The sequence below is a fragment of the Mucilaginibacter terrenus genome, assembly GCF_003432065.1.
Taxonomy (GTDB): domain Bacteria; phylum Bacteroidota; class Bacteroidia; order Sphingobacteriales; family Sphingobacteriaceae; genus Mucilaginibacter; species Mucilaginibacter terrenus.
Window position 1 is genome coordinate 119189 of the sequence record NZ_QWDE01000003.1, and the last position, 20902, is coordinate 140090.

The following is a 20902-nucleotide window of genomic DNA, read 5'->3' on the forward strand; positions in this document are numbered from 1 at the left end:
AGAGAACAAGAGTAAAGAGTAAAGAGTAAAGAGTAAAGAGTCAAGAGTCAGGAGAACAAGACCCAGGAATCAAGACGAGCATGTCAGTCTGAGCTTGTCGAAGACTTTAGAAGCGTGCTATCAAGACAAACATGTCAGTCTGAGCTTGTCGAAGACTTGAAAAACTCGCTTACTAACTCAATGCTTTAACAAGCTCAGCATCACATATTGAAGCATATAACCCAAATAAAATGGAAACACTAACATTAGATAAAAAAGAAATAACAAGCGATTTTCTGCCGCTCAACGGTACAGATTACGTAGAGTTTTACGTAGGCAACGCCAAGCAGGCGGCACATTATTACAAAACCGCGTTTGGCTACCAGGACCTTGCTTACGCAGGACCGGAGACGGGCGTACGCGACCGTGCATCATACGTGCTGCAGCAGGGTAAGATACGCCTGGTGCTTACCACCCCGCTCCACTCGGACCACCCGATAGCCGACCACATTAAAAAACATGGCGATGGTGTAAAAGTACTTGCACTGTGGGTCGACGACGCGTTCGACGCCTTTCATCAGACCACCTCGCGCGGTGCCGAACCTTACCAGCACCCGCAGATAATACATGATGAGTATGGCGAAGTACGCACTAGCGGTATAAAACTTTACGGCGAAACGGTGCACCTGTTCATCGAACGTAAGAACTACAGCGGAGCATTTTTACCGGGCTACAAGGAGCTAAAAACGAGCTATCACCCAACAGATACCGGCCTGTTATATGTAGACCATTGCGTGGGTAACGTGGGTTGGCACAAAATGAACCAGTGGGTAAACTTCTACGAGGACATTATGGGTTTCCGTAACATCCTTACGTTTGATGATAAGACCATCTCTACAGAGTACTCTGCCCTGATGAGCAAGGTAATGAGCAATGGCAATGGGTATGTAAAGTTCCCGATAAACGAGCCTGCGGAGGGCAAAAAGAAATCGCAGATAGAGGAATACCTGGAGTTTTACGAAGGTGAGGGAGTACAGCACCTGGCGCTGGCCACGCACGACATTGTTAAAACCGTTACCGATCTGCAAAGCCGCGGCGTTGAGTTCCTGACCGTACCTACTACTTATTACGACGACCTGCTGGACCGCGTGGGCCACATAGATGAGGACCTGGAGCCGCTAAAGAAACTAGGCATACTGGTAGACCGCGACGAAGAGGGCTACCTGCTACAGATATTCACCAAACCCGTAGAAGACAGGCCAACACTTTTCGTCGAAATTATACAACGTAAGGGCGCCCGTTCATTTGGAGCAGGCAACTTTAAGGCCTTGTTCGAGGCGATAGAAAGAGAGCAGGAGATGAGGGGAAATCTCTAAGCACTCGTCTGTTAAACCCGGACAATTTGAACAGGCTGCTCCCCAAAGGACAGCCTGTTTCTTTTCGCATATTTAGCCAAACAACTATTTTCATTACTTCCAAAAAATTTTTTATTTTGTTGTTTTTTTAGTGTGGTTTTTGAAGATTGCTGAACAGATTTTCTGTCAAAAACAGCCTTTTTAATGTGAATAGCACAGGTTTTTAACCTATTGGCGGGTTTAGGTGCCAGGGTGTTCAATAACGTTCATGTCAGAAAAAGCTGAACACTTTTGAACACTTGAACGCCTTGTAAACACTTTTACTATGCAACTGTTGTGAGGTAATATGAGCAACAAAGCTAATAACAGATTTCAGCTTCTCCCATACTTGGTGAGCCTTGCAATAACGCTTGGCATAGGCATAGTAGCGTCCCTATTCACCAGGCCGGAGATCAAGGGTTGGTATGTAACGCTGGGAAAACCGGGCTTTACACCACCTAATTGGCTATTCCCCGTAGCCTGGACAATACTGTACATACTTATTGCAACCGCCGCTTACCTGGTATGGAAAAGGCGCGATGCATCAAGTACTTACCGTACCGCAGCTGTAATATATACCGTACAGCTGGCACTTAACTTTTCCTGGTCGATAGTGTTCTTTGGCATGCACGAGATAGTAGGTGGGTTGGTAATCATCGGTTTGTTGCTAATAGCCATCATATTAAACATAGCATACTTTGCCAAAATCAGTAAAATAGCAGCATGGCTGCTCGTACCCTACCTTTTATGGGTAAGCTATGCAACCTTGTTAAACGCCAGCATACTTACACTTAACAAGTGATTTAAAAATATTACTTTTATTGCACGTTCTTGTAATATGAAAAAACTGATACTTACCTGCTGCTTTTGTTTACTCAGCATATCTGCTTTGCTGGCAGATACCATTGCCATCAACCACTTTGTAGTAAAAGAAAACCCCTTTGCAAAAGACGAGATTGCCTTTGTTGCAGTAGATACGGCTACAAATATTCAGGAAAATGTTAATGGGGTTTTCAGCTTTACCATCAACGGCTTTGTTGAGCAGCTTAGGTTTGATAAAGGCACTGCTTTTTATCGTCACAAGCTGGAGAAATCAAGCTTTATTTACGCCCGCCATCAAAACGACAACGGCACCCACTCCATGCTCTACTATGTTTACCGCCACGACAGCAAGCTTACTCCGGTAAAAATAAGCTGGTTGTTATTGGTAGCCATACCGGTGGGCTTGGTGCTGATTGGTTATTTGTTTAAGCGGTTTATTATTATCGCTGTAATCATATTCCTGATCTTCCTGTACTTTAACTATCACAATAGCCTCCAACTTGGAACATACTTCCAAAGCATTATTGACGGTTTAAAAGGAATGTTTAGCAGTTAATTGGCGGGTTGTCAAACTAAAACGGAAGCCCTATACCAAAATTAAGCTGCATGAAATTGTAGCCCTCGCCGTTAGTTTGCTGATACGTTTTCTTGAAGTCGCCAGCCTTAAATAGCTCATTAGCATGCTTAATTAGCACCCATTGATCAGATCCACGGAACTGCGGGTCCTTGAATTTAAAAGCAGCATCCAACCGGAATATAAAGAAGCTAAGATCGAACCTTAATCCTGTACCTATACCAATTGCGGTTGATTGGAAAATGTTGTTGAATCTAAACTCGCCATTGGGGTTTTCTTCTTCTTTATGCAGCCTCCAAACGTTTCCGGCATCCATAAATAAAGCTCCTTTTAGCTTTGTTCCAAAAAAGTTATCCAGCAATTTGTAGCGGTATTCGGCATTAGCAATAATCTTTATCTCCCCAAACTGGTCAAGGTATTTTAGTCGCGTGCGGGTTGTATCAGCGGCTCCGCCTACCCCATAGCTGGCGCGGTTAAACTGCCCCGGGCCGAGTGTGCGCGGCAACCACGCCCTAATGTCGTTAGCTCCGCCTGTATAAAAGTTCTTTTCAAAGATTAGCTGGTTACTATTACCGTATGGTACACCTATCCCAGGGTTTAACCTAAACACAAACTGGCGTTCTCCGCCCAAGCTTTTGTAGATGCGAAGATCAATTTCTGTTTTGATGTATTGCGAAAACGCATAGCCAAACATGGTACGCTGGCCCAGAGTGTCCCGAGGTGTATTTAAAATTTTGCTAAGCAAATTGAGCGTGCCGCCACCCAAGTCTAAACTTCCACGGAAATACAAGAAGTTCTCATAGCTGTTAAGCTTGATTGTGTTATACTGATAAGTATACTGGCTACCGGATGTAAAGGTAGTGCGACCAATAAGATAAACGTATGAGTATCTATTTTGCCTCAACAACTCAGACTTTGCAACAGGGTCTATACTACCGCTGGAGAATTCAATATTAATTGGAGTAATAGAATGCTGCTTTTTTGGAGTATCAAAAAAGTCGTAAGTAATCGAATTTATCCAGCTGTTACGCTTCACCAAGCCCTTTTGATAGAACAAGGAATAGTTAGTAGAGAACGTAGTATGGGGTACGCCAAATTTGGCCAGGTTCGGGAACTCAAATGGAGACACAATTCGGGGGTAGCTCAGGCTAACACCCGCTTTAAACTCCTGGTTTTGTATGCCCTGGTTATCGCCCGCACTTCTGCCGCTGTCAAATAATACGCTCCAGTTAAGTTTTACTTGCAAAGCAGCTGCTTGCCTAAATAAGTTACGGTTGGTAAAGGTATTCCCAAGGTTATAGCCATATCTACCACCACTGAACAGAAACTCCGCTTCTACCCGATCGCTCATCTTTTTTAGCGGTACAATGTTCAGCCTGGTGTCCAGGCGATTGGTGCTGTCAGGTAGTTTTTCGTAAGTAGGACTAGGCACATTCCTGAAAACATTAAGTTCCGACAGCCTTGTTGTGGTAAGTGTTTGCATGTCAATATCAAACAACTTGCCCTTAAGCTGAAATATGTAATCGGTAACTGTTTTAGGCTTAAACCTCCCGGAGTAGTCTACAAACCTAAACTGAGAGTCTACCTGTATGGTATCAGCCTTCCCATTTGTGCGCCCGTTGCTGCGGGCAATTGTGATAAGTGTGTTGTTTATAGTGTAAGTAGGGTGCGAGACCTTACCTTCCGGGTTGTCAATAATCATTACCAGGTCTACAATGCTCTTCCGGAAACTTGAGTCAGGCGTGTAGTTAATATACTGCCGATAAAAATCAAAGTATCCATTACGCTTCATCACCTGGAAGAACTGGTCACGGTCATACGCCAGACTATCAGTGTCAAACCTGCTTCCGGCTTTCACATGCGAATAAGCACCTTTTGTGTTCCGGTATAGCTCACGAACCTTCGGATCTGCTATACTGTCTCTATAATTACGGATGTGAAACAGCGGCCCCTCGGTAGCCGTAAATACCAGTTCGGCTTTTTGCTTTTTAATAATTATGGAGTCGGCAACTTTTGCCTGTAAATATCCCTTGTTCTGCAAAAAACGTTGCATCTGCACTCGCGAAAACTCAACCAGGTTACTATCTAAGATAGCGGGTGCCTCTCCAATGTTGCGCTTACCTTTCTTGCTAAAAGTGTAGTAGAATTGGAGGTTAAGCCAGTTATTGGGTTGCTGTTCTTTGTCTACGTAGTTAAACGCTTCCTCTTTAAATTGGTCGTCTATACCTTTCAACGTAACCTTCCTAACGATAGATTGATCAGGTTTAATGCCACGGGTAACGCTACAACTTGAGATTATACCCACAAGAATACTTAATATTGCAACGCGACAGCTTATGGATGATAAATATGCTTTCAAAATCTCAGATCAGTTTAGTAACGTCGTTACAACATAAAAAGTTTCGCAGGGAGCAGGGATTGTTTCTGGTGGAGGGCTACAAATCAATAATTGAATTTGCCGGCTCACCTTACCAAATCCACACTATTTACCATACGCCCGATGTTGGTCCAAAATTGCTCAATTTATCCCGAAATATAAACTTTCAGGAAATTTCAATAAACGAGCTGCAAAAAATAAGTGCACTGAAAACTCCTGCAGATGCACTTGCTACAGTTTATATGCCGCAAGATACAGATTTACTTCAGGCTGATTTAAAAAACAAATTCACGCTTGTACTTGATGGCGTACAGGATCCCGGCAATATGGGCACCATTATTCGCACGGCAGATTGGTTTGGAATAAGTAGACTAATTTGCAGTGAAGATACGGTAGATGTTTATAACCCTAAGGTGGTACAAGCTACTATGGGTTCGCTTGCCAGGATGACGGTTAACTATACTGATCTAAGCACAGTATTGACCAATAGCTCATTACAAGTCTATGGCGCATTATTAAACGGACAAAATATCTACCACACAGATTTTGGCAGCGAGGGATTGATTGTAATGGGCAACGAAGGCAATGGCATACGCCCGGAGATTGAAAAACTGATCACCAAAGCGGTGACAATACCAAAGTTGGGTGGTGCCGAATCGCTTAACGTGGCGATAGCCACCGCAATATTCTGTTCGGAAGCAGCAGGAAAACTATCGAAATAAAAAATTGATTAGCAAATAATAATTACTATTTTTGCATTCCAAAAAAATGGTCGAATGGCCGAGTGGCTAGGCAGAGGTCTGCAAAACCTCCTACAGCGGTTCGAATCCGCTTTCGACCTCAGGGTTAAAATTTTAATATAAAAGACAATGGGCGTTACTCGTTTAAAAAGAAAAGATAGAAGGAATAAAACTTTCTCACGTTTAGAAGTTCAGTTTTTGAAATTAGCTACCAACATAGAGTTGGGCAGCCGTTCTGCTGAGAAAAAAGGCAACCAGATTGCCAAAAATAACGAAGCTTTAGCTAAAGCTGCTGCAGCTAACAACTAATATCCGTTTACAATATTTTCAACGAAGGTGTTCCGCTAAGCGGGACGCCTTTTTTTTGTTTGATCTGATTTGTACAACCCCAATGTACACAATATGGGCTGACTACCTTTACAGCCTGGTTTGGGTGTTCAAATAATAGTTTTAGGACTATTTGGCTTTCAGCAATGCTTTCAATATGCGTTTAATCAATCCCGGCCCTTCATAAATAAAACCGGTGTACAATTGCACCAACGATGCCCCTGCATTTAATTTCTGGATTGCATCCTCGGGTGAGTGAATGCCCCCTACTCCAATAATTGGAAACGCCCCGCCTGAAACTTTGTGCAGGTACGCAATTACTTCCATGGACCGTTTGGTGAGCGGCTTACCGCTGAGGCCGCCGGTTTCATCTTTGTGGAGAGAAGTCAACCCTTCCCTGCTTATGGTGGTGTTGGTGGCAATAATACCAGCTATGCCGGTTTGTTTTACTATGTCTGCAATATCGTCCAGTTGAGAATTGGTAAGGTCGGGAGCTATTTTCAGGAGAATAGGCCGGCTTATGCCATTTTTGTTATTTTTCTGCTGAAGGGTGTTTAGGATATTCATCAGCGGCTCTTTTTCTTGCAATTCGCGCAAGCCTGGGGTATTAGGCGAGCTTACGTTCACTACAAAGTAATCTACAACATCAAAAAGCCGGTCAAAGCATTTAATATAATCGCTTACCGCGTCTTCATTTGGCGTGACTTTGTTCTTGCCAATGTTACCTCCGATAATTAAAGCTTTGTCATTCGGTTTAAGGCTATTGCGATAAGCTGCTATACGTTGTGCCGCTACATCTACCCCAAGGTTATTAAAACCCATCCTGTTTATCAAAGCTGCATCAGCAGGCAGGCGAAACATACGTGGTTTAGGGTTGCCGGGCTGAGGCAGGGGTGTTACGGTACCAACCTCTATAAAGCCAAAACCTAGCGCACCCATTTCGGCAATCATCTCCGCATTTTTATCAAAGCCTGCAGCCAGTCCCACGGGATTTTTAAACTTTACGCCAAAAACCTCACGCTCCAACCATGCATCTTCAACGCCCCAAATGCCTTTGCTAAGCGCTGTGCCGCCGGGCATTTTGTTAAAGCGCTTTAAATTTCGGGTAACAAAATAATGAATGTTCTCCGGATCAAACTGAAACAATAATGGCTTTAGCAACTGGTACATGCCGCGAAATTACCGTTTTAATTTAAAGCTTTACATCGCTAAAAGAATATTGTATTTTGGGCTACCAATACATCTTAACCCAAATGAAAAACTTTATAGAGAACTCCCGCCGGAAATTTTTAAAGAACGCCACGTTAGGCACCATAGCCACGCTTACTATTCCGCAGATTGTAAGTGCTGCTACCGCCGCCGCGTCGATGAATAAAATCAAGATTAACGATAATGATGTTATTCTCTTCCAGGGAGATTCCATTACCGATTGGGGCCGGGACCATAATGCAACAGAACCAAATACCACCGGAATGCTGGGTACAAGTTATGCACTGCATGCTGCCGGCGAGTTGTTACTGAAGCATCCTCAAAAAAACCTTAAATTTTACAACCGCGGCGTAAGTGGCAACAAAGTGTTCCAAATGGCGGAGCGCTGGGATGTCGAAGCACTCAACTTTAAGCCAAATATTGTGAGCATTCACATTGGGGTGAACGATTTTTGGCACACACTTACCAGCGGTTACAAAGGCACCATTGATACTTATGTTACCGACTATAAGGCCTTGCTTGACCGTACACAAAAAGCTTTACCGGGTGTAAAATTCATTATAGGTGAACCATTTGCCATAAGAGGGACAAAGTTTGTTGACGATAAATGGTACCCAACATTCGACCTTTTCCGCAAAGCCGCCAAAGATATTGCCGATCAGTATAATGCAGCATTTGTTCCTCAGCAAGCCATTATAGATAAGGCACTGCAAAGCGCACCGGCATCTTACTGGAGCATAGATGGTGTGCACCCCAGCGTTGCAGGCAGCAGGCTAATGGCTCAGGGTTGGCTTGAAGCTGTAAAGTAAATACTCACTATAGCAAGGTGAACCCGGTACACGGGATTGTAATGCTATAATTTAGTTTGAAATAAATGAAAAAGGTCTTTTTGCTACTATCATTAGTTTGCGTCACTTGCGGTGCTGTTGCGCAGGAACACTTTTCGTTATCGGGTAATTTTGTAAACGTTCCTGCAAACGCGAATGTTGCCATAGCTTATACCTTACCAAATGGTAACCGTAAGGTTGATTCATGCATGTTGAACAATGGAGACTTCAATTTTTCAGGAATCTTTTCAGGCACCCAAATGATCTACATGACAACTTACACCGGCAAGTTTGAAATGGCTGGAGATGACCAGCCTAATGTAGTTAACATTTTTGTCGACCCGGGAAAAGTTGTGGTAGATGGCGATTTTAGAAACTTGAAAGGATTAACAGTAAACGGCTCGCACTCTCAAAAAGAATTTGAGTTGTTGGACGCCCGTTACAAAGCCATTCAAACCCGAGCCCAACCTGCTTTAGCTGTGTACCGCAAATTGAATGAAGCTTATACACTTGCGAAAAAAGATAGTACACAGAAAAAGCTTCAGGACTCGCTGCAAAGCCAAATGCATTTTGTTGAAAATCAGTTTGAGCAGTTTAGTAATGAATTTACCAAGAATGGTATCAGTTTCATCAAAAGCCACCCTAATTCTTATGTAAGCGCTTTTCAGCTTCTCGTTTATTCATCAAGATTACCTATTGATACCATTAAAAACTACTACGGGCACTTCACATCTCAAATAAAGAACAGCACTTATGGCAAAGAAATAAGAAAAAATATTGATGCTGCCGAAGCTTCGACAATAGGGAAACCAGCATTTGCATTTGCAACAGTTGACATTAACGGAAAATCAATTGCACTAGCAGACTTTAAGAACAAATATGTATTGCTTGACTTTTGGGCTAGCTGGTGTGTTCCCTGCCGTGAAAGCACGCCACATCTTTTAGAAACTTATAAAAAATACCATAGCAAAGGTATGGAGGTGATTGCTATTGCTGATGATGACCGCACTCGTGGTGCCTGGAAGAAAGCCGTAGCCGCTGATGGCACTTTTGTATGGCACAATGTACTGCGCGGCATGGTAGTTACCAAAAAAGGAATGGATGTAACCAATTCAATTAGCGACAAGTATGGCGTTCAGGTTTTACCGACTAAGGTGCTTATTAATCCCGAAGGAATAATAATTGGCAGATACCGCGGCGTTGAAGATGCTGCAGCGCTGGATAAAAAACTAGAAGAAGTGCTGGGGAATTAATTAAGACAATTGAGCCGTAGGATTATTAAGCTTCTGTCATGGCAATTTACAAGTATAACAAGGTATAATCTCTAATTTGAGGCCTCGCTTCAAAATGGTATCTTTGCGCCCAAATGATCGCTATAAATAATCTTACGTTCGAGCTAGGTGCAAGGGCCTTATATGATGAAGCTAACTGGCATATTAAACCAGGTGAAAAAATAGGCCTGATAGGTGCCAATGGCACCGGTAAAACCACCCTACTAAAAATGATAGTGGGTGAGTATACACCAACCTCGGGCACTATTTCAATGGCTAAGGACCTTACCATGGGTTACCTTAACCAGGATTTGCTCTCCTACTCGTCTGACAAGAACATCGTGCACGTTGCTATGGAAGCGTTTGCACGCCAAAACCAGCTGCATGATGAAATAGAAACTTTGTTGAACAAACTGGAAACTGATTATAGCGAAGACTTACTGAACAAGCTTAGCGATAAGCAGCATGAGTTTGAACTTTTGGATGGCTATAACATCGAATATAAGGCACATGAAATATTAGCGGGCCTTGGCTTTAGTGACGAGGAGCAAAAACGCAAGCTAAACACTTTTAGCGGTGGCTGGCGTATGCGTGTGATGCTGGCGAAAATACTTTTGCAAGCACCGGATATTCTGCTGCTGGATGAGCCCACCAACCACTTAGACCTTCCTTCTATCCAATGGCTGGAAGATTACTTAAAGGCTTTCACCGGTGCCATCATCATCGTATCTCACGATAGGTGGTTCTTAGACAAAGTGATTAATCGCACTGTTGAAACACGTAAGGGCAAGTTAACCGTGTATGCGGGTAACTACAGTTTCTACCTGGAAGAAAAGGCACAACGTGAAGAAATCCAGCGCGGCGAGTTTAAAAATCAGCAATCTAAGATCAAGCAAGAAGAACGCTTGATAGAGCGGTTCCGTGCCAAAGCTTCAAAAGCAAAAATGGCACAATCTCGCATTAAGATGCTCGATAAGATGGAGCGTGTTGACGATGTAGATGACGATAACCCAACTGTTAACTTCAGCTTCCGCTTTTCTAAACAATCCGGCAGGCACGTGGTAACGCTGGAACACGTTTCCAAAAAATATCCAAATCTTGAAATTCTCGATAATACTGATGCGCTGATAGAAAAGGGTGACAAAATAGCGTTGATAGGTGCTAACGGTAAAGGTAAATCTACAGCGTTGCGCATTATAGCTAATGCCGACAAAGAATACACCGGCACCATGACCACAGGTCATAACGTGACCACCACGTTTTTTGCCCAGCACCAGTTGGAGTCGCTTCACCTGGAAAACCAGATCATACAAGAATTACAGGCTTTTGCCCCTAAACATACCGATACCGAACTACGCACCATCTTAGGTTCATTCCTGTTCACGGGTGATGACGTGTTTAAGAAGATAAAGGTACTATCGGGTGGTGAAAAATCGCGTGTTGCACTGGCTAAAGCACTAACCGCCGATGCAAACTTCCTGGTGCTGGATGAGCCAACCAATCACCTGGACATGCAATCCGTTAACATCCTTATACAAGCGCTACAACAATATGAAGGTACGCTTATAGTAGTATCGCACGACAGGTACTTCCTTGATAATGTAGCCAATAAAATTTGGTTTATCGAAGACAAAAAGATTAACCAATACCCGGGCACTTACCAGGAGTTTGATGAATGGTACTCTAAACGCAAGCTAGATCCTAAAGCAGCTCCTCTGCCCGCTCCTAAAAAGGAAGAGAAAAAACCGGAGCCTGTTAAATTGCCTCAATCTGAGAACAAGGCGCAGCAGCTTAAAAAGCTAAACCAGGACCTTACCAAGCTCGAGGAAAACATTGCCTCAGCAGAGAAAGAGGTGAAGGAAATGGAAGCGCAACTAGCCGATAATACCATATTTAACCAAACAGAGAAGCTTAAGCAGATAAACAACGCTTACCAGCTTAAAAAAATGGACCTAGGCGCTTTACAACAGAAATGGGAAGTACTAGCCGACCAGATAATGGAATTGGAAAGCTAAGCTAACTGAGTTAAGCAGTTAAAACGATGAGCGCTACAAAAATACACCAATCATGGCAGACTCGCTAAAACGGCGGCGAACCATACGTGGCGTTCACGTCTTCAACCCGTTAAGGTTAAGATTGGCAATGGCGTTACTCATGCTTATTGCCTTTTTGCCAAGTTTAAGCTACGCGCAATCGTTTACAAATACTGTATTTCGCGGAAGCATCAAAAGCGTAGAGTTTTACAACACTAAAAAGGTCGCTTCTTTTCCTGTAATTACCCTTGGCAGCGATGAGCAGGTTCTTTTAGGTTTTGATGACCTGGCAGGTGGCAGCCGCAACTTATATTACACTATAGAACATTGCGATGCCAACTGGAATTCGTCGCGCCTCTCTCCAGCGGAGTACCTCCAAAGCTTCATGGACGATCGGATACTTGACTACCGGTATTCGTCCGCAACGTTTCAAAAGTATACCCACTACGAACTTAAGCTACCCAACCAGAATATTGCTCCCAAGTTGCCCGGCAATTATATACTAAAGGTCTACGAAGATGGCGACCAAGCTAAACTGGTGCTGACGCGCCGTTTATATGTGGTTGCTCAACGTGTTTCTGTGGCAGGCACGATTATATCGTCAAGCAATGTTGCAACCAGGCGTACCAATCAAAAGGTTAATTTTACAGTTAGCTATGGTGGACTGAATGTACAAAACCCTAACAGCGACATTAGGGTGTTTGTGATGCAAAACGCACGACCGGAGACCGGCAGGATGAACAATGTACCAACCTATGTTCGCGGTAATCAGCTAATTTATAATGATGTAAATATAAATGATCTGCCCGGGCGCAATGAGTTCAGGCACTTTGATACCCGATCGCTTAAATTAAATTCAGAGCGCATTTCTAAGATATACCGCGACACTGCCAATACGGTTGTACTATTAGGCGACCCGAACCGCAACCTGCCCGACTATACTTTGCTGTATGATAACGACGGTAAATACTACATTATAAATCAGGACGGGCGCGACTCCCGGATAGATGCAGACTATGCCAACATGTATTTCAATTTAGGCGCCAATAAAACGCCGACGGAGGGAACACCTTACATCGTCGGCCAGTTTAACGACTACCGTTTGGATGAAACCAGCCGCCTGCAATACGACGACATAGGCCGCTGGTACACCAACTTATTCCTTAAGCAAGGTGTATATGATTATGCCTATGTTTGGGTACCAAATGCCACCAAACAGCCGGACGATACCAGTTTAGAAGGAAACTACTTTGAAACCGAGAACGAGTACCAATTGCTAGTATACTACCGCCCCGCCGGCGCGAGATGGGAAGAATTGGCCGGCTTCGCCCAAATAGCTACTGTAAGGCCCTAATAAGCTGCTTAAAAGCTATATTTGCGCCATGAAAGGAAAAGCGCCTCAGGAGTCGTACACCATTATGAATGAGCTGGTATTACCTAATGATACCAATACCCTAAATAATTTAATGGGTGGGCGCTTGCTGCACTGGATGGATATTGCAGCAGCTATATCTGCACAAAAACACTGTAACCGGATAGTGGTGACAGCGTCGGTTGACAATGTTTCTTTTCATCACCCTATTAAGCTTGGCGATGTAATAACCATAGAAGCTAAAGTAACGCGAGCTTTTAATACTTCTGTGGAAGTACGTATGGATGTGTTTGCAGAAAACATACCATCAGGCACTAAAGTAAAAAGCAATGAGGCTTACTATACCTTTGTGGCACTTGACCAGAATGGTCGCACCATCCCTGTTCCGCCTCTTGAACCGCAAACTGCAGACGAGATTGAACTGTTTGAGGGCGCACTCCGCCGCCGGCAGCTAAGGCTTATCCTGGGCGGTAAAATGAAACCAGACGACGCTACAGAATTAAAAGCGTTGTTTTTTGCTGCGCAGAAAAAGTAAGCGTTCGACTTTATATCGCCTTGAGTAATGTTCTATTTTTTGACCGGTATATCAAGTCAATCGCTAACTTAGATAAACCTTACACCTCGGATCATGAAATATCATCTTTTTGTTTTCCTTATTTTGTTCTCGTTGCTTTCTGCATGTGCCAGCAAAAAAAACATTATAGTTGCATCTGGAAATAAGCAAGACGGCATGTCTTATGCGACTGCCATTGTGTTGCAGGAAAAAGACGAAACAACTGGTATACATGCCGAATACGCTTGGCTTAAAAGCCATTACCCTGGTTATAAAACGCAAAGTCAATCACTCGCCAGCAAGGATAAGCGATCTTATGACATAATTCATATCCTAACGGCAGAGGGTAAAGAAATGGACGTATACTTCGATATAAGTGGCTTCTTCGGAAAGTTTTAGCGCAGCTCGTTAGCAAGTTCCAGCACGCGATCAAATTCCTCGCGTTTTAAAGCCATCACAGACAAGCGGCCCTGGCGCACCAGCCCGATCTCTTTAAGGCGGCTATCCGCTTTGATCTCCTCAAGCGTTACAGGCCGTTTTAGGGTTTCTACGGGAACAATGTCAACAACAACCCAGTTGGTGTCATCTGTAGTGGGATCCTGGTAGGCCTCTTTAACCACTTTAGCAATACCTACCACGGCTTTACCCTCGTTACTGTGATAGTACATCACAAGGTCGCCTTCTTTCATTTCCCGAAGGTTGTTACGTGCCTGGTAGTTGCGCACTCCGTCCCAAAAGGTGCGGCCCTCCTGGTTAAACTTTTCCCAACTATATTTAAACGGTTCCGATTTTACGAGCCAATGGTTCATGATCTGAAATTATGAGCGTAAAAATGAGAAAAAGCGAATAGAACAAGAAATAGAATGATTGATACCCGTGGTGCAATTTTGATGTTAATGCAATATCTTAAACATCAGCTCGCGCATTAGCTCTCCCGCGCTAAGGTTAGCTTCTACCCCTTTGCTTTTAAGGTCATACTCCCGCAGGTAGCTTATTACCTGGAACACCTTGCCTAAACTATAGCCTCTTGCTGCCTGCTCGTAATCTTTCAAAAAATACGGGCTTACACCAAGTTCCCGTGTGAGGTTTTGTGGCGTCTTGTCTTTAACGTAATGATAAGCAAGTACCTTGCTGAAAAAGTTGTTGAGATTACCAAGCACCAGTACTATCGGGTTTGCTTTGGGGTTAGCCTCAAAATAGTTTACTATCTGGTTTACCTTGTAAGCATCTTTTCTGGTAAGGGCAGATTGAAGCTCAAAAACATTATACTCTTTACTTATGCCAATGTTGTCTTGTATGTGCTTTAGGTTGATCTCTTCGCCTTTAGGAATATTCAGCATCAACTTGTCCAGCTCATTGGCAATCTTAGACAGATCATTACCCAGATATTCTGAAAGCATGGCCGATGCCTGTTGGTTTACTTTGTACTGCTTTGCTTTAACATAGTCTTCTATCCAGCCGGGTATTTTACTGTCGTATAAAGCTGCCGACTCGAACACCAGGCCATTCTTGTCTATAGCCTTGTAAGTTTTTTTTCGCTTATCAAACTTACCGTATTTATAACAAAATACCAGTATGGTGCTGGGCAAGGGATTTTCAAGGTAACTCAATACAGGGTTTATGCCTTTTTTATCATCATCATCTTTACCCCATTTCATGTCCTGGGCTTCTTTAACCATTATTACCTGGTAGTCGCTCATCATGGGGTAACGCTTGGCAGCGTTTAATACCGTCATGATATCGGTATCCTTACCGTATAGTACAGTTTGATTAAACCCTTTCTCGGCATCTGTAAGCAGGTTATGTTCAATGTAATTACCTATAACATCAATAAAGTAAGGCTCCTCGCCATGGAGCAGGTAAATAGGTTTGAACTTTCGGTTCTTCAGATCTTTAAGTATTTCTGGCGCAGTCATGTAGTACGTCAAAAATAACGAGTTAGAAGTTAAAACCACATTAATGTGGAAAGTCTGTTGATATTGCATCCCGCTAATGCTGCTATTTCCCTTTTTTAGTTCCTACTTTTGATGAACCAAATGGAATTGCTGCAACCGCTTAACTTACCGCCTTATCCTTTTAAACTTACCGAAGCAAACGGACAGCTAACCTTGTTTGATGAGTTAAGAAAAAGGAAAATTGTTCTTACCCCGGAGGAATGGGTGCGCCAGCACTTCGTTCAATTTCTTATAAAGGAAAAACTTTACCCTAAGTCATTGATTAAGCTGGAGGGGGGCTTGAAGTTGCATGGAATGGCTAAACGTACTGACATTGTAGTGCACAACTCCTCAGGTGAAAAAATATTACTGGTGGAGTGCAAAGCGCCGGCGATTAACATTAGCCAGGCCACCTTTGATCAGGCGGCACGGTATAACATGGTGCACAAGGTTAAGCTGCTTGCGGTGAGTAATGGCTTACAGCATTACTATTGCCGCATAGACCATGAAAATAAGTCTTACACCTTTTTAGAGGAGTTGCCTTTTTATAACGGCTTATAGTAGTTAAACGGTTTTAGCAACCAGCGTTTGGATTTTCTCCATTAATTCATCGGGTTTAAACGGCTTGGCTACATAGTCGTTCATACCTGCGGTAGTTACCTGTTCTCTGATATCAAACAATGCAGACGCCGTTAACGCGATGATTGGAATATTGGCTTTAGCCGGATCAGGCATTTTACGAATTTCAATGGTAGCATCAAACCCGTTCATCACCGGCATTTGCAGGTCCATTAGAATGATGTCGAAATTACCGTACTGAACTATCTCTACTGCGCGTTCACCATTTTCGGCAATGGTAGGCACTATTTTCCATTTAGAAAATAGCTTTTTCATGAGCATTACATTCACCGGGTTATCCTCAGCAATCAATACCCGCAGGCTGGCAACATCACTAATATGATTATCGGCAGCAACCAACTCACTCTGCCCACCCTGTTTAACTTTTTGCGCTGGTGCGGCAATTGCTTCCGTTGAAACAGGAAACTCCATATTGAAGGAAAACTCTGAACCTTTGCCTACTACGCTGTGTACATGCATTTGCAAGCCCTGCAGTTCAAGTAATCGTTTTACAATGGCAAGCCCCAAACCGGTGCCGCCATACTGACGTGTTGTAGTAATAGACTCCTGCGTAAATGGCTCAAATATATTTTCGAGATTATCTTTCTTTATACCAATGCCGGTGTCTTTTACCGAGAACCCTACCGTGATCATGTTATGGCGGTCTTCCAGGCACGTAGCACGTACACCTACACTTCCTTGAGCGGTAAATTTAATAGCATTGCTCACGAGGTTAAAAATTATCTGCGTTAACCGGGTGGGATCGCCAAAGATGATCTTTCGTTTTAAAGCACTATCAATATCCAGCTTAAATAAAAGGCCTTTTTCTTCAGCCTTTATTATTTGTCCCCCGCAGATGTTATGCATCAGTTCAACCAGGTTGAACTTGGTTTGTTCAAATACAATCTTACCCGATTCTATTTTGTTAAAGTCGAGCACATCATTTACTATCGCGAGCAGGTTATTTGCAGAGAACTTTAAGATTTCTAAATTCTCAGCCTGGTCGTTCCGCGGATTATTCATCATAAGCAAGTTAGACATGCCTATTACTGCGTTAAGCGGAGTACGTATCTCATGCGACATGGTGCTTAAAAACTCTGATTGCACCTGAGAAGACTTTTCAGCCTTTTCAATCGCTTTTTCGAACTTGATATTTAGTGCAGCCTGTTCTTCACCAGTATCTTTAAGCTGTTTGATATTTTTAAGAAAGGCCGTATAAAAGTGGCTTTGAATGAATATGATGAGAATAAAATTTGCGAAGACGCCGATGATGATGGTAGCCTGATCAATTTTTTCAGGTTTAAAATCAATGTAATAATTATGATCGTAAACCATCACCAGGAACAACAGTACAGGCAGCAAATTTAGCAGTGAGTAAAACATGCCCCAATTAACACCCAGCATATAAAAGCTGAATACCACAACCAGTATAATCACCTGGATGATCATGATATTCACATCCTGAATGATAACGAATACCGTAGAAAGATTTACAATGCTCGCCAACACAAGCAATACATGCGAAATTGTACGCCAGTCAGGCTTGTAGGTAAGGTATTTAAATAAAGCTGCTACAGCCACCATCAGCACACCAGAGGTAGTTGTAAGCAGCGGCAACCCTTGTAAATAAACGCTCAGGAACACAGTTCCCAGTGCTACAAAAATGAGCAGGAAACCGTAATAAAGCAGACGAATGCGAGCCTGATCGAGGATTGACAATTCCTTCGTCAGAATTTTATGAATAGAAAAATTAAAAAAGTCCACTTTCAGTTTAACAGGCCTAATTGATGTGCTATTAAGTTTTTTTATCTAGAATAAAATATTGGTTGGTTAAAGTACACAATAAATTACATATAGGTTATAAACAACTTAAGCAGATGCAATTAGCCTGCCAACGCGCGCAGGTTATCTTCTATGATCTTCAGCTTTGCCTCTGCGTCGGCTTTCTTTTTCATTTCGTTCTCAATTACCTCGGGCTTTGCATTTGCCATAAAGCGCTCGTTGCCCAATTTTGCACTTACCGACTTAAGAAAACCTTCCAAATAGGCTTTCTCTGCCTCCAGGCGCTCTTTCTCTGCCGCTACATCCACCTTTAAATTAAGCTCAACAAAAAATTCATCTCTGCCTGCAATAAAGTTAACCGCACCTGCAGGCGCATCAGTTACAATGCTGAAGCTGTTGATGTTACCCAAATGGCAGATGACAGCCTCGTACTTCTTGTAATCAATTCCCGAACTAGCTTTAATAGCAAGTGGCAGAGCTTCTTTAGGCGACAACTGTTTGATGTTACGAATATTTCTAACCTGCGCAATAATCTGCTGAACTGTTATGATATCTGAGGTGAGTTGGGTATTTATTTGCCCGATGCTTGGCATTTGCGCAACAATACAGCAATCCATTTTATCCCGGGTACCAAATAGCTCGTCATGCCATAGTTCTTCTGTAAGGAACGGCATATACGGATGCAACACTTTCAATATATCAACAAAAAAGCCAATGGTAGCTTCGTAAGTAGCTTGGTCGATGCTTTGCTTTTCTACACCCTGTTTAAAAATTGGCTTAACCATTTCCAGGTACCATGCGCAGAAATCATCCCATACAAGTTTATAAGTAGCCATCAGAGCCTCTGATAGGCGATACTGTTTGAAGTTATCTTCTATTTCGGTTAATGCCTGGCTAAACCTGCTTCTGAACCATTCCACTGCTACCTGATTGGTGTTAGGCAAGTTCTCATCCGGCTGCCAGCCTTTTACCAGTTTAAAGGCATTCCATATTTTGTTGGCAAAGTTGCGCCCCTGCTCGCAATAGCTCTCGTCGAACATGAGGTCGTTACCTGCAGGCGAGCATAGCAGCATACCAACGCGTACACCATCTGCACTATACTTTTTAATTAAATCAAGAGGGTCTGGCGAATTACCTAACGACTTGGACATTTTGCGCCCCTGCTTATCTCTAACAATACCAGTAAGATAAACATTTTTGAATGGCTCCTGTCCGCGCAGCTCATGCCCTGCCATGATCATCCTAGCTACCCAGAAGAACAATATCTCGGGAGCAGTTACCAGATCATTAGTTGGGTAGTAATAGTTGATCTCAGCGTTATCCGGGTTACGCACGCCGTCAAAAACAGATATTGGCCACAACCATGATGAAAACCAGGTATCTACCACATCTTCGTCCTGGCGAAGGTCATCAAGAGTTAGTTGCGGATTTTGGGTCAGGGCTTTAGCCTCCTCCAACGCTTCCTCTTTAGTTTTGCCAACCACAATTTGCCCGTTAGGTAAATAGTAGGCGGGTATTTGCTGCCCCCACCATAATTGGCGACTGATGTTCCAGTCGCGCACGTTCTCCATCCAGTGGCGGTAGGTATTAATAAACTTCTCTGGTATAAGTTTAACTTCACCGTTCAGCACGTAGTCCAATGCTGGCTGGGCCATTTCCTTCATTTTCAGGAACCATTGCATGCTAAGCTTTGGCTCTATGACGGCGTTGGTGCGTTCAGAAAATCCTATCTGCGAAGTATAGTCTTCCGTTTTCTCCAGCGATCCGGCTTCCTCTAACAACACGGCAATCTTCTTACGGGCGGCAAAGCGGTCTTCACCAACTAATATCTGCGCCTGTTCATTCAGTGTGCCATTGTCGTTCAGTATATCTAAAACCGGCAAGTTGTGGCGCTGGCCAAGTTCATAATCATTAAGGTCGTGCGCCGGGGTCACCTTTAAACAGCCGGTACCAAAGTCCATGGTTACATACTCGTCCAAAATGACCGGTATTTCCCGGTTAATAAGCGGGATATGCACTGTTTTACCATGCAGGTACGTGTAACGCTCGTCATTAGGGTTAACGCAGATAGCTGCATCAGCCATAATGGTCTCCGGCCTTGTGGTCGCTACTATAAGGTGCTGTGCTGCCGGTGTATCGGGGTTCACAACCTCGTACTTAATGTAGTAAAGCTTTTGGTTTACTTCTTTACGAATAACCTCTTCATCGCTAACGGCGGTATTTCCCTGCGGATCCCAGTTTACCATGCGTACGCCGCGATAGATCAGGCCTTTTTTAAACAGTCGAATGAAAATGTCGGTAACGGCTTCGCTCATGTCCTCATCCATCGTGAACTTGGTGCGTTCCCAATCGCATGAGGCGCCCAGCGTTCTTAGCTGATCCAGGATTATGCCACCGTATTTCTCTTTCCATTCCCAGGCATACTTTAAGAATTCTTCGCGGGTGAGGTCTTTTTTGTTGATGCCGCGCTCTTTTAGCATGGCCACCACTTTTGCTTCAGTAGCAATGCTGGCGTGATCTGTACCAGGCACCCAGCAGGCGTTTTTACCTGTCATACGGGCACGGCGGATTAGCACATCCTGTATGGTATTATTAAGCATATGGCCCATGTGCAGCACACCGGTAACGTTTGGCGGAGGGATAACAATGGTATAAGGCTCGCGTTCGTCAGGCACAGAACGGAAGAAATCTTGTTCTAACCAGTAACTATACCATTTCTCTTCAGCTTCTTTGGGCGAATATGTCTTAGCAATGCTCATAGCGGGCAAAAATAAGTATTTGCGCCAAAATGCTCGGAGTTAATTACACATCGCGTTAATAGCATGTACACAGTCAATTAAGAACCATTTTAGATTACACTTTAACGCAATAATACTGAGCTAAGCAAGTTTATACTATTATATCTGCAGCACCGGAATTATGAAAACAATACCAGTAAATCGTTTTCTTGCAGCAATGCTAAAGCTATCACGCCTCTCCGTGGTGCTGAGGTGGTTTAATAAATAGGCTCTGAGGGCATTCCCGGGATATTTACCGCCTGCAGACATTCACTCACAAAAACCTTTGTAACAAACCGCTATCTTTGCCCGC

General features: G+C 43.4%; 19 protein-coding genes and 1 tRNA gene. 13 read left to right on the top strand and 7 right to left on the bottom strand.

Going from position 1 to position 20902, the window contains the following annotated elements:
• Positions 1 to 230 precede the first annotated feature (230 nt).
• Positions 231 to 1355: a 4-hydroxyphenylpyruvate dioxygenase gene (hppD, locus tag DYU05_RS15870; RefSeq protein WP_117384127.1), complete on the top strand. Its 1125-nt coding sequence runs from the start codon at positions 231 to 233 to the stop codon at positions 1353 to 1355.
• 11 nt (positions 1356 to 1366) lie between these two features.
• Here the strand turns inward: hppD and DYU05_RS20930 are convergent, their stop codons facing one another.
• Complete coding sequence (locus DYU05_RS20930; RefSeq protein ID WP_133300250.1) at positions 1367 to 1594, bottom strand: hypothetical protein; 228 nt, start codon at positions 1592 to 1594, stop codon at positions 1367 to 1369.
• Positions 1595 to 1680: 86 nt separating this feature from the next.
• On the opposite strand from DYU05_RS20930, the gene DYU05_RS15875 reads away from it, so the two are divergent.
• Together DYU05_RS15875 and DYU05_RS15880 are read left to right on the top strand one after the other, a co-directional pair.
• Positions 1681 to 2175, top strand: a complete 495-nt coding sequence (locus DYU05_RS15875; RefSeq protein ID WP_117384128.1) for a TspO/MBR family protein — start codon at positions 1681 to 1683, stop codon at positions 2173 to 2175.
• A gap of 36 nt (positions 2176 to 2211) precedes the next feature.
• Positions 2212 to 2751, top strand: coding sequence for a hypothetical protein (locus DYU05_RS15880; RefSeq protein WP_117384129.1), 540 nt, complete (start codon positions 2212 to 2214; stop codon positions 2749 to 2751).
• A 16-nt stretch (positions 2752 to 2767) separates the two neighbouring features.
• On the opposite strand, the gene tamL is transcribed toward DYU05_RS15880, so the two are convergent.
• Complete coding sequence (gene tamL, locus DYU05_RS15885) at positions 2768 to 5074, bottom strand: translocation and assembly module lipoprotein TamL (RefSeq protein ID WP_117384130.1); 2307 nt, start codon at positions 5072 to 5074, stop codon at positions 2768 to 2770.
• Between the two features lie 44 nt (positions 5075 to 5118).
• Between tamL and DYU05_RS15890 the strand changes: the two genes are divergently transcribed.
• The 3 genes from DYU05_RS15890 to DYU05_RS15900 all read left to right on the top strand — a co-directional run bounded on the left by DYU05_RS15890 (position 5119) and on the right by DYU05_RS15900 (position 6195).
• Complete coding sequence (locus tag DYU05_RS15890) at positions 5119 to 5868, top strand: TrmH family RNA methyltransferase (protein ID WP_117384398.1); 750 nt, start codon at positions 5119 to 5121, stop codon at positions 5866 to 5868.
• 48 nt (positions 5869 to 5916) lie between these two features.
• Positions 5917 to 5987 (top strand) — tRNA-Cys (locus DYU05_RS15895).
• Between the two features lie 28 nt (positions 5988 to 6015).
• Positions 6016 to 6195: a spore protein gene (locus DYU05_RS15900; RefSeq protein WP_117384131.1), complete on the top strand. Its 180-nt coding sequence runs from the start codon at positions 6016 to 6018 to the stop codon at positions 6193 to 6195.
• A gap of 147 nt (positions 6196 to 6342) precedes the next feature.
• Here DYU05_RS15900 and DYU05_RS15905 read toward each other — a convergent pair whose 3' ends face one another.
• Positions 6343 to 7383 carry a quinone-dependent dihydroorotate dehydrogenase gene (locus tag DYU05_RS15905; protein ID WP_117384132.1) on the bottom strand — a complete coding sequence of 347 codons (1041 nt, stop codon included), beginning with the start codon at positions 7381 to 7383 and terminating at the stop codon, positions 6343 to 6345.
• A gap of 83 nt (positions 7384 to 7466) precedes the next feature.
• Here DYU05_RS15905 and DYU05_RS15910 point away from each other — a divergent pair, with 83 nt between their 5' ends.
• The 6 genes from DYU05_RS15910 to DYU05_RS15935 all read left to right on the top strand — a co-directional run bounded on the left by DYU05_RS15910 (position 7467) and on the right by DYU05_RS15935 (position 13877).
• A complete protein-coding gene (locus DYU05_RS15910; RefSeq protein ID WP_117384399.1) occupies positions 7467 to 8231 on the top strand; it encodes an SGNH/GDSL hydrolase family protein in 765 nt (254 codons plus the stop codon).
• A 65-nt stretch (positions 8232 to 8296) separates the two neighbouring features.
• Positions 8297 to 9502, top strand: coding sequence for an AhpC/TSA family protein (locus DYU05_RS15915; RefSeq protein ID WP_117384133.1), 1206 nt, complete (start codon positions 8297 to 8299; stop codon positions 9500 to 9502).
• A gap of 113 nt (positions 9503 to 9615) precedes the next feature.
• Complete coding sequence (gene abc-f / locus DYU05_RS15920) at positions 9616 to 11535, top strand: ribosomal protection-like ABC-F family protein (RefSeq protein ID WP_117384134.1); 1920 nt, start codon at positions 9616 to 9618, stop codon at positions 11533 to 11535.
• Positions 11536 to 11587: 52 nt separating this feature from the next.
• Entirely contained in the window at positions 11588 to 12907 is a 1320-nt protein-coding gene (locus DYU05_RS15925; protein WP_117384135.1) for a type IX secretion system plug protein, read from the top strand.
• A gap of 28 nt (positions 12908 to 12935) precedes the next feature.
• The gene (locus DYU05_RS15930) at positions 12936 to 13460 is read left to right on the top strand and encodes an acyl-CoA thioesterase (RefSeq protein ID WP_117384136.1); all 525 of its coding nucleotides are present in this window, start codon (positions 12936 to 12938) and stop codon (positions 13458 to 13460) included.
• Positions 13461 to 13553: 93 nt separating this feature from the next.
• A complete protein-coding gene (locus DYU05_RS15935; protein WP_117384137.1) occupies positions 13554 to 13877 on the top strand; it encodes a putative periplasmic lipoprotein in 324 nt (107 codons plus the stop codon).
• Here DYU05_RS15935 and DYU05_RS15940 read toward each other — a convergent pair.
• A complete protein-coding gene (locus DYU05_RS15940; RefSeq protein ID WP_117384138.1) occupies positions 13874 to 14287 on the bottom strand; it encodes an EVE domain-containing protein in 414 nt (137 codons plus the stop codon). The genes DYU05_RS15935 and DYU05_RS15940 overlap by 4 nt on opposite strands.
• An 84-nt stretch (positions 14288 to 14371) precedes the next feature.
• Positions 14372 to 15394 carry a DNA polymerase III subunit delta gene (gene holA / locus DYU05_RS15945; protein ID WP_117384139.1) on the bottom strand — a complete coding sequence of 341 codons (1023 nt, stop codon included), beginning with the start codon at positions 15392 to 15394 and terminating at the stop codon, positions 14372 to 14374.
• A gap of 120 nt (positions 15395 to 15514) precedes the next feature.
• Between holA and DYU05_RS15950 the strand changes: the two genes are divergently transcribed.
• Positions 15515 to 15973, top strand: coding sequence for a type I restriction enzyme HsdR N-terminal domain-containing protein (locus tag DYU05_RS15950; RefSeq protein WP_117384400.1), 459 nt, complete (start codon positions 15515 to 15517; stop codon positions 15971 to 15973).
• A 3-nt stretch (positions 15974 to 15976) separates the two neighbouring features.
• Here the strand turns inward: DYU05_RS15950 and DYU05_RS15955 are convergent, their stop codons facing one another.
• A complete protein-coding gene (locus DYU05_RS15955) occupies positions 15977 to 17749 on the bottom strand; it encodes an ATP-binding protein (protein WP_117384140.1) in 1773 nt (590 codons plus the stop codon).
• A gap of 164 nt (positions 17750 to 17913) precedes the next feature.
• A complete protein-coding gene (locus DYU05_RS15960) occupies positions 17914 to 20571 on the bottom strand; it encodes a valine--tRNA ligase (protein ID WP_117384141.1) in 2658 nt (885 codons plus the stop codon).
• Positions 20572 to 20902: the final 331 nt, after the last annotated feature.

What these genes read in the sequence shown, in the direction of transcription:
- hppD (WP_117384127.1), top strand. Translation starts at nt 231, where the DNA reads ATGGAAACACTAACATTAGATAAAAAAGAAATAACAAGCGATTTTCTG.
- DYU05_RS15875 (WP_117384128.1), top strand. Translation starts at nt 1,681, where the DNA reads ATGAGCAACAAAGCTAATAACAGATTTCAGCTTCTCCCATACTTGGTG.
- DYU05_RS15880 (WP_117384129.1), top strand. Translation starts at nt 2,212, where the DNA reads ATGAAAAAACTGATACTTACCTGCTGCTTTTGTTTACTCAGCATATCT.
- DYU05_RS15890 (WP_117384398.1), top strand. Translation starts at nt 5,119, where the DNA reads ATGCTTTCAAAATCTCAGATCAGTTTAGTAACGTCGTTACAACATAAA.
- DYU05_RS15900 (WP_117384131.1), top strand. Translation starts at nt 6,016, where the DNA reads ATGGGCGTTACTCGTTTAAAAAGAAAAGATAGAAGGAATAAAACTTTC.
- DYU05_RS15905 (WP_117384132.1), bottom strand. Translation starts at nt 7,383, where the DNA reads ATGTACCAGTTGCTAAAGCCATTATTGTTTCAGTTTGATCCGGAGAAC.
- DYU05_RS15910 (WP_117384399.1), top strand. Translation starts at nt 7,467, where the DNA reads ATGAAAAACTTTATAGAGAACTCCCGCCGGAAATTTTTAAAGAACGCC.
- DYU05_RS15915 (WP_117384133.1), top strand. Translation starts at nt 8,297, where the DNA reads ATGAAAAAGGTCTTTTTGCTACTATCATTAGTTTGCGTCACTTGCGGT.
- abc-f (WP_117384134.1), top strand. Translation starts at nt 9,616, where the DNA reads ATGATCGCTATAAATAATCTTACGTTCGAGCTAGGTGCAAGGGCCTTA.
- DYU05_RS15925 (WP_117384135.1), top strand. Translation starts at nt 11,588, where the DNA reads ATGGCAGACTCGCTAAAACGGCGGCGAACCATACGTGGCGTTCACGTC.
- DYU05_RS15930 (WP_117384136.1), top strand. Translation starts at nt 12,936, where the DNA reads ATGAAAGGAAAAGCGCCTCAGGAGTCGTACACCATTATGAATGAGCTG.
- DYU05_RS15935 (WP_117384137.1), top strand. Translation starts at nt 13,554, where the DNA reads ATGAAATATCATCTTTTTGTTTTCCTTATTTTGTTCTCGTTGCTTTCT.
- DYU05_RS15940 (WP_117384138.1), bottom strand. Translation starts at nt 14,287, where the DNA reads ATGAACCATTGGCTCGTAAAATCGGAACCGTTTAAATATAGTTGGGAA.
- holA (WP_117384139.1), bottom strand. Translation starts at nt 15,394, where the DNA reads ATGACTGCGCCAGAAATACTTAAAGATCTGAAGAACCGAAAGTTCAAA.
- DYU05_RS15950 (WP_117384400.1), top strand. Translation starts at nt 15,515, where the DNA reads ATGGAATTGCTGCAACCGCTTAACTTACCGCCTTATCCTTTTAAACTT.
- DYU05_RS15960 (WP_117384141.1), bottom strand. Translation starts at nt 20,571, where the DNA reads ATGAGCATTGCTAAGACATATTCGCCCAAAGAAGCTGAAGAGAAATGG.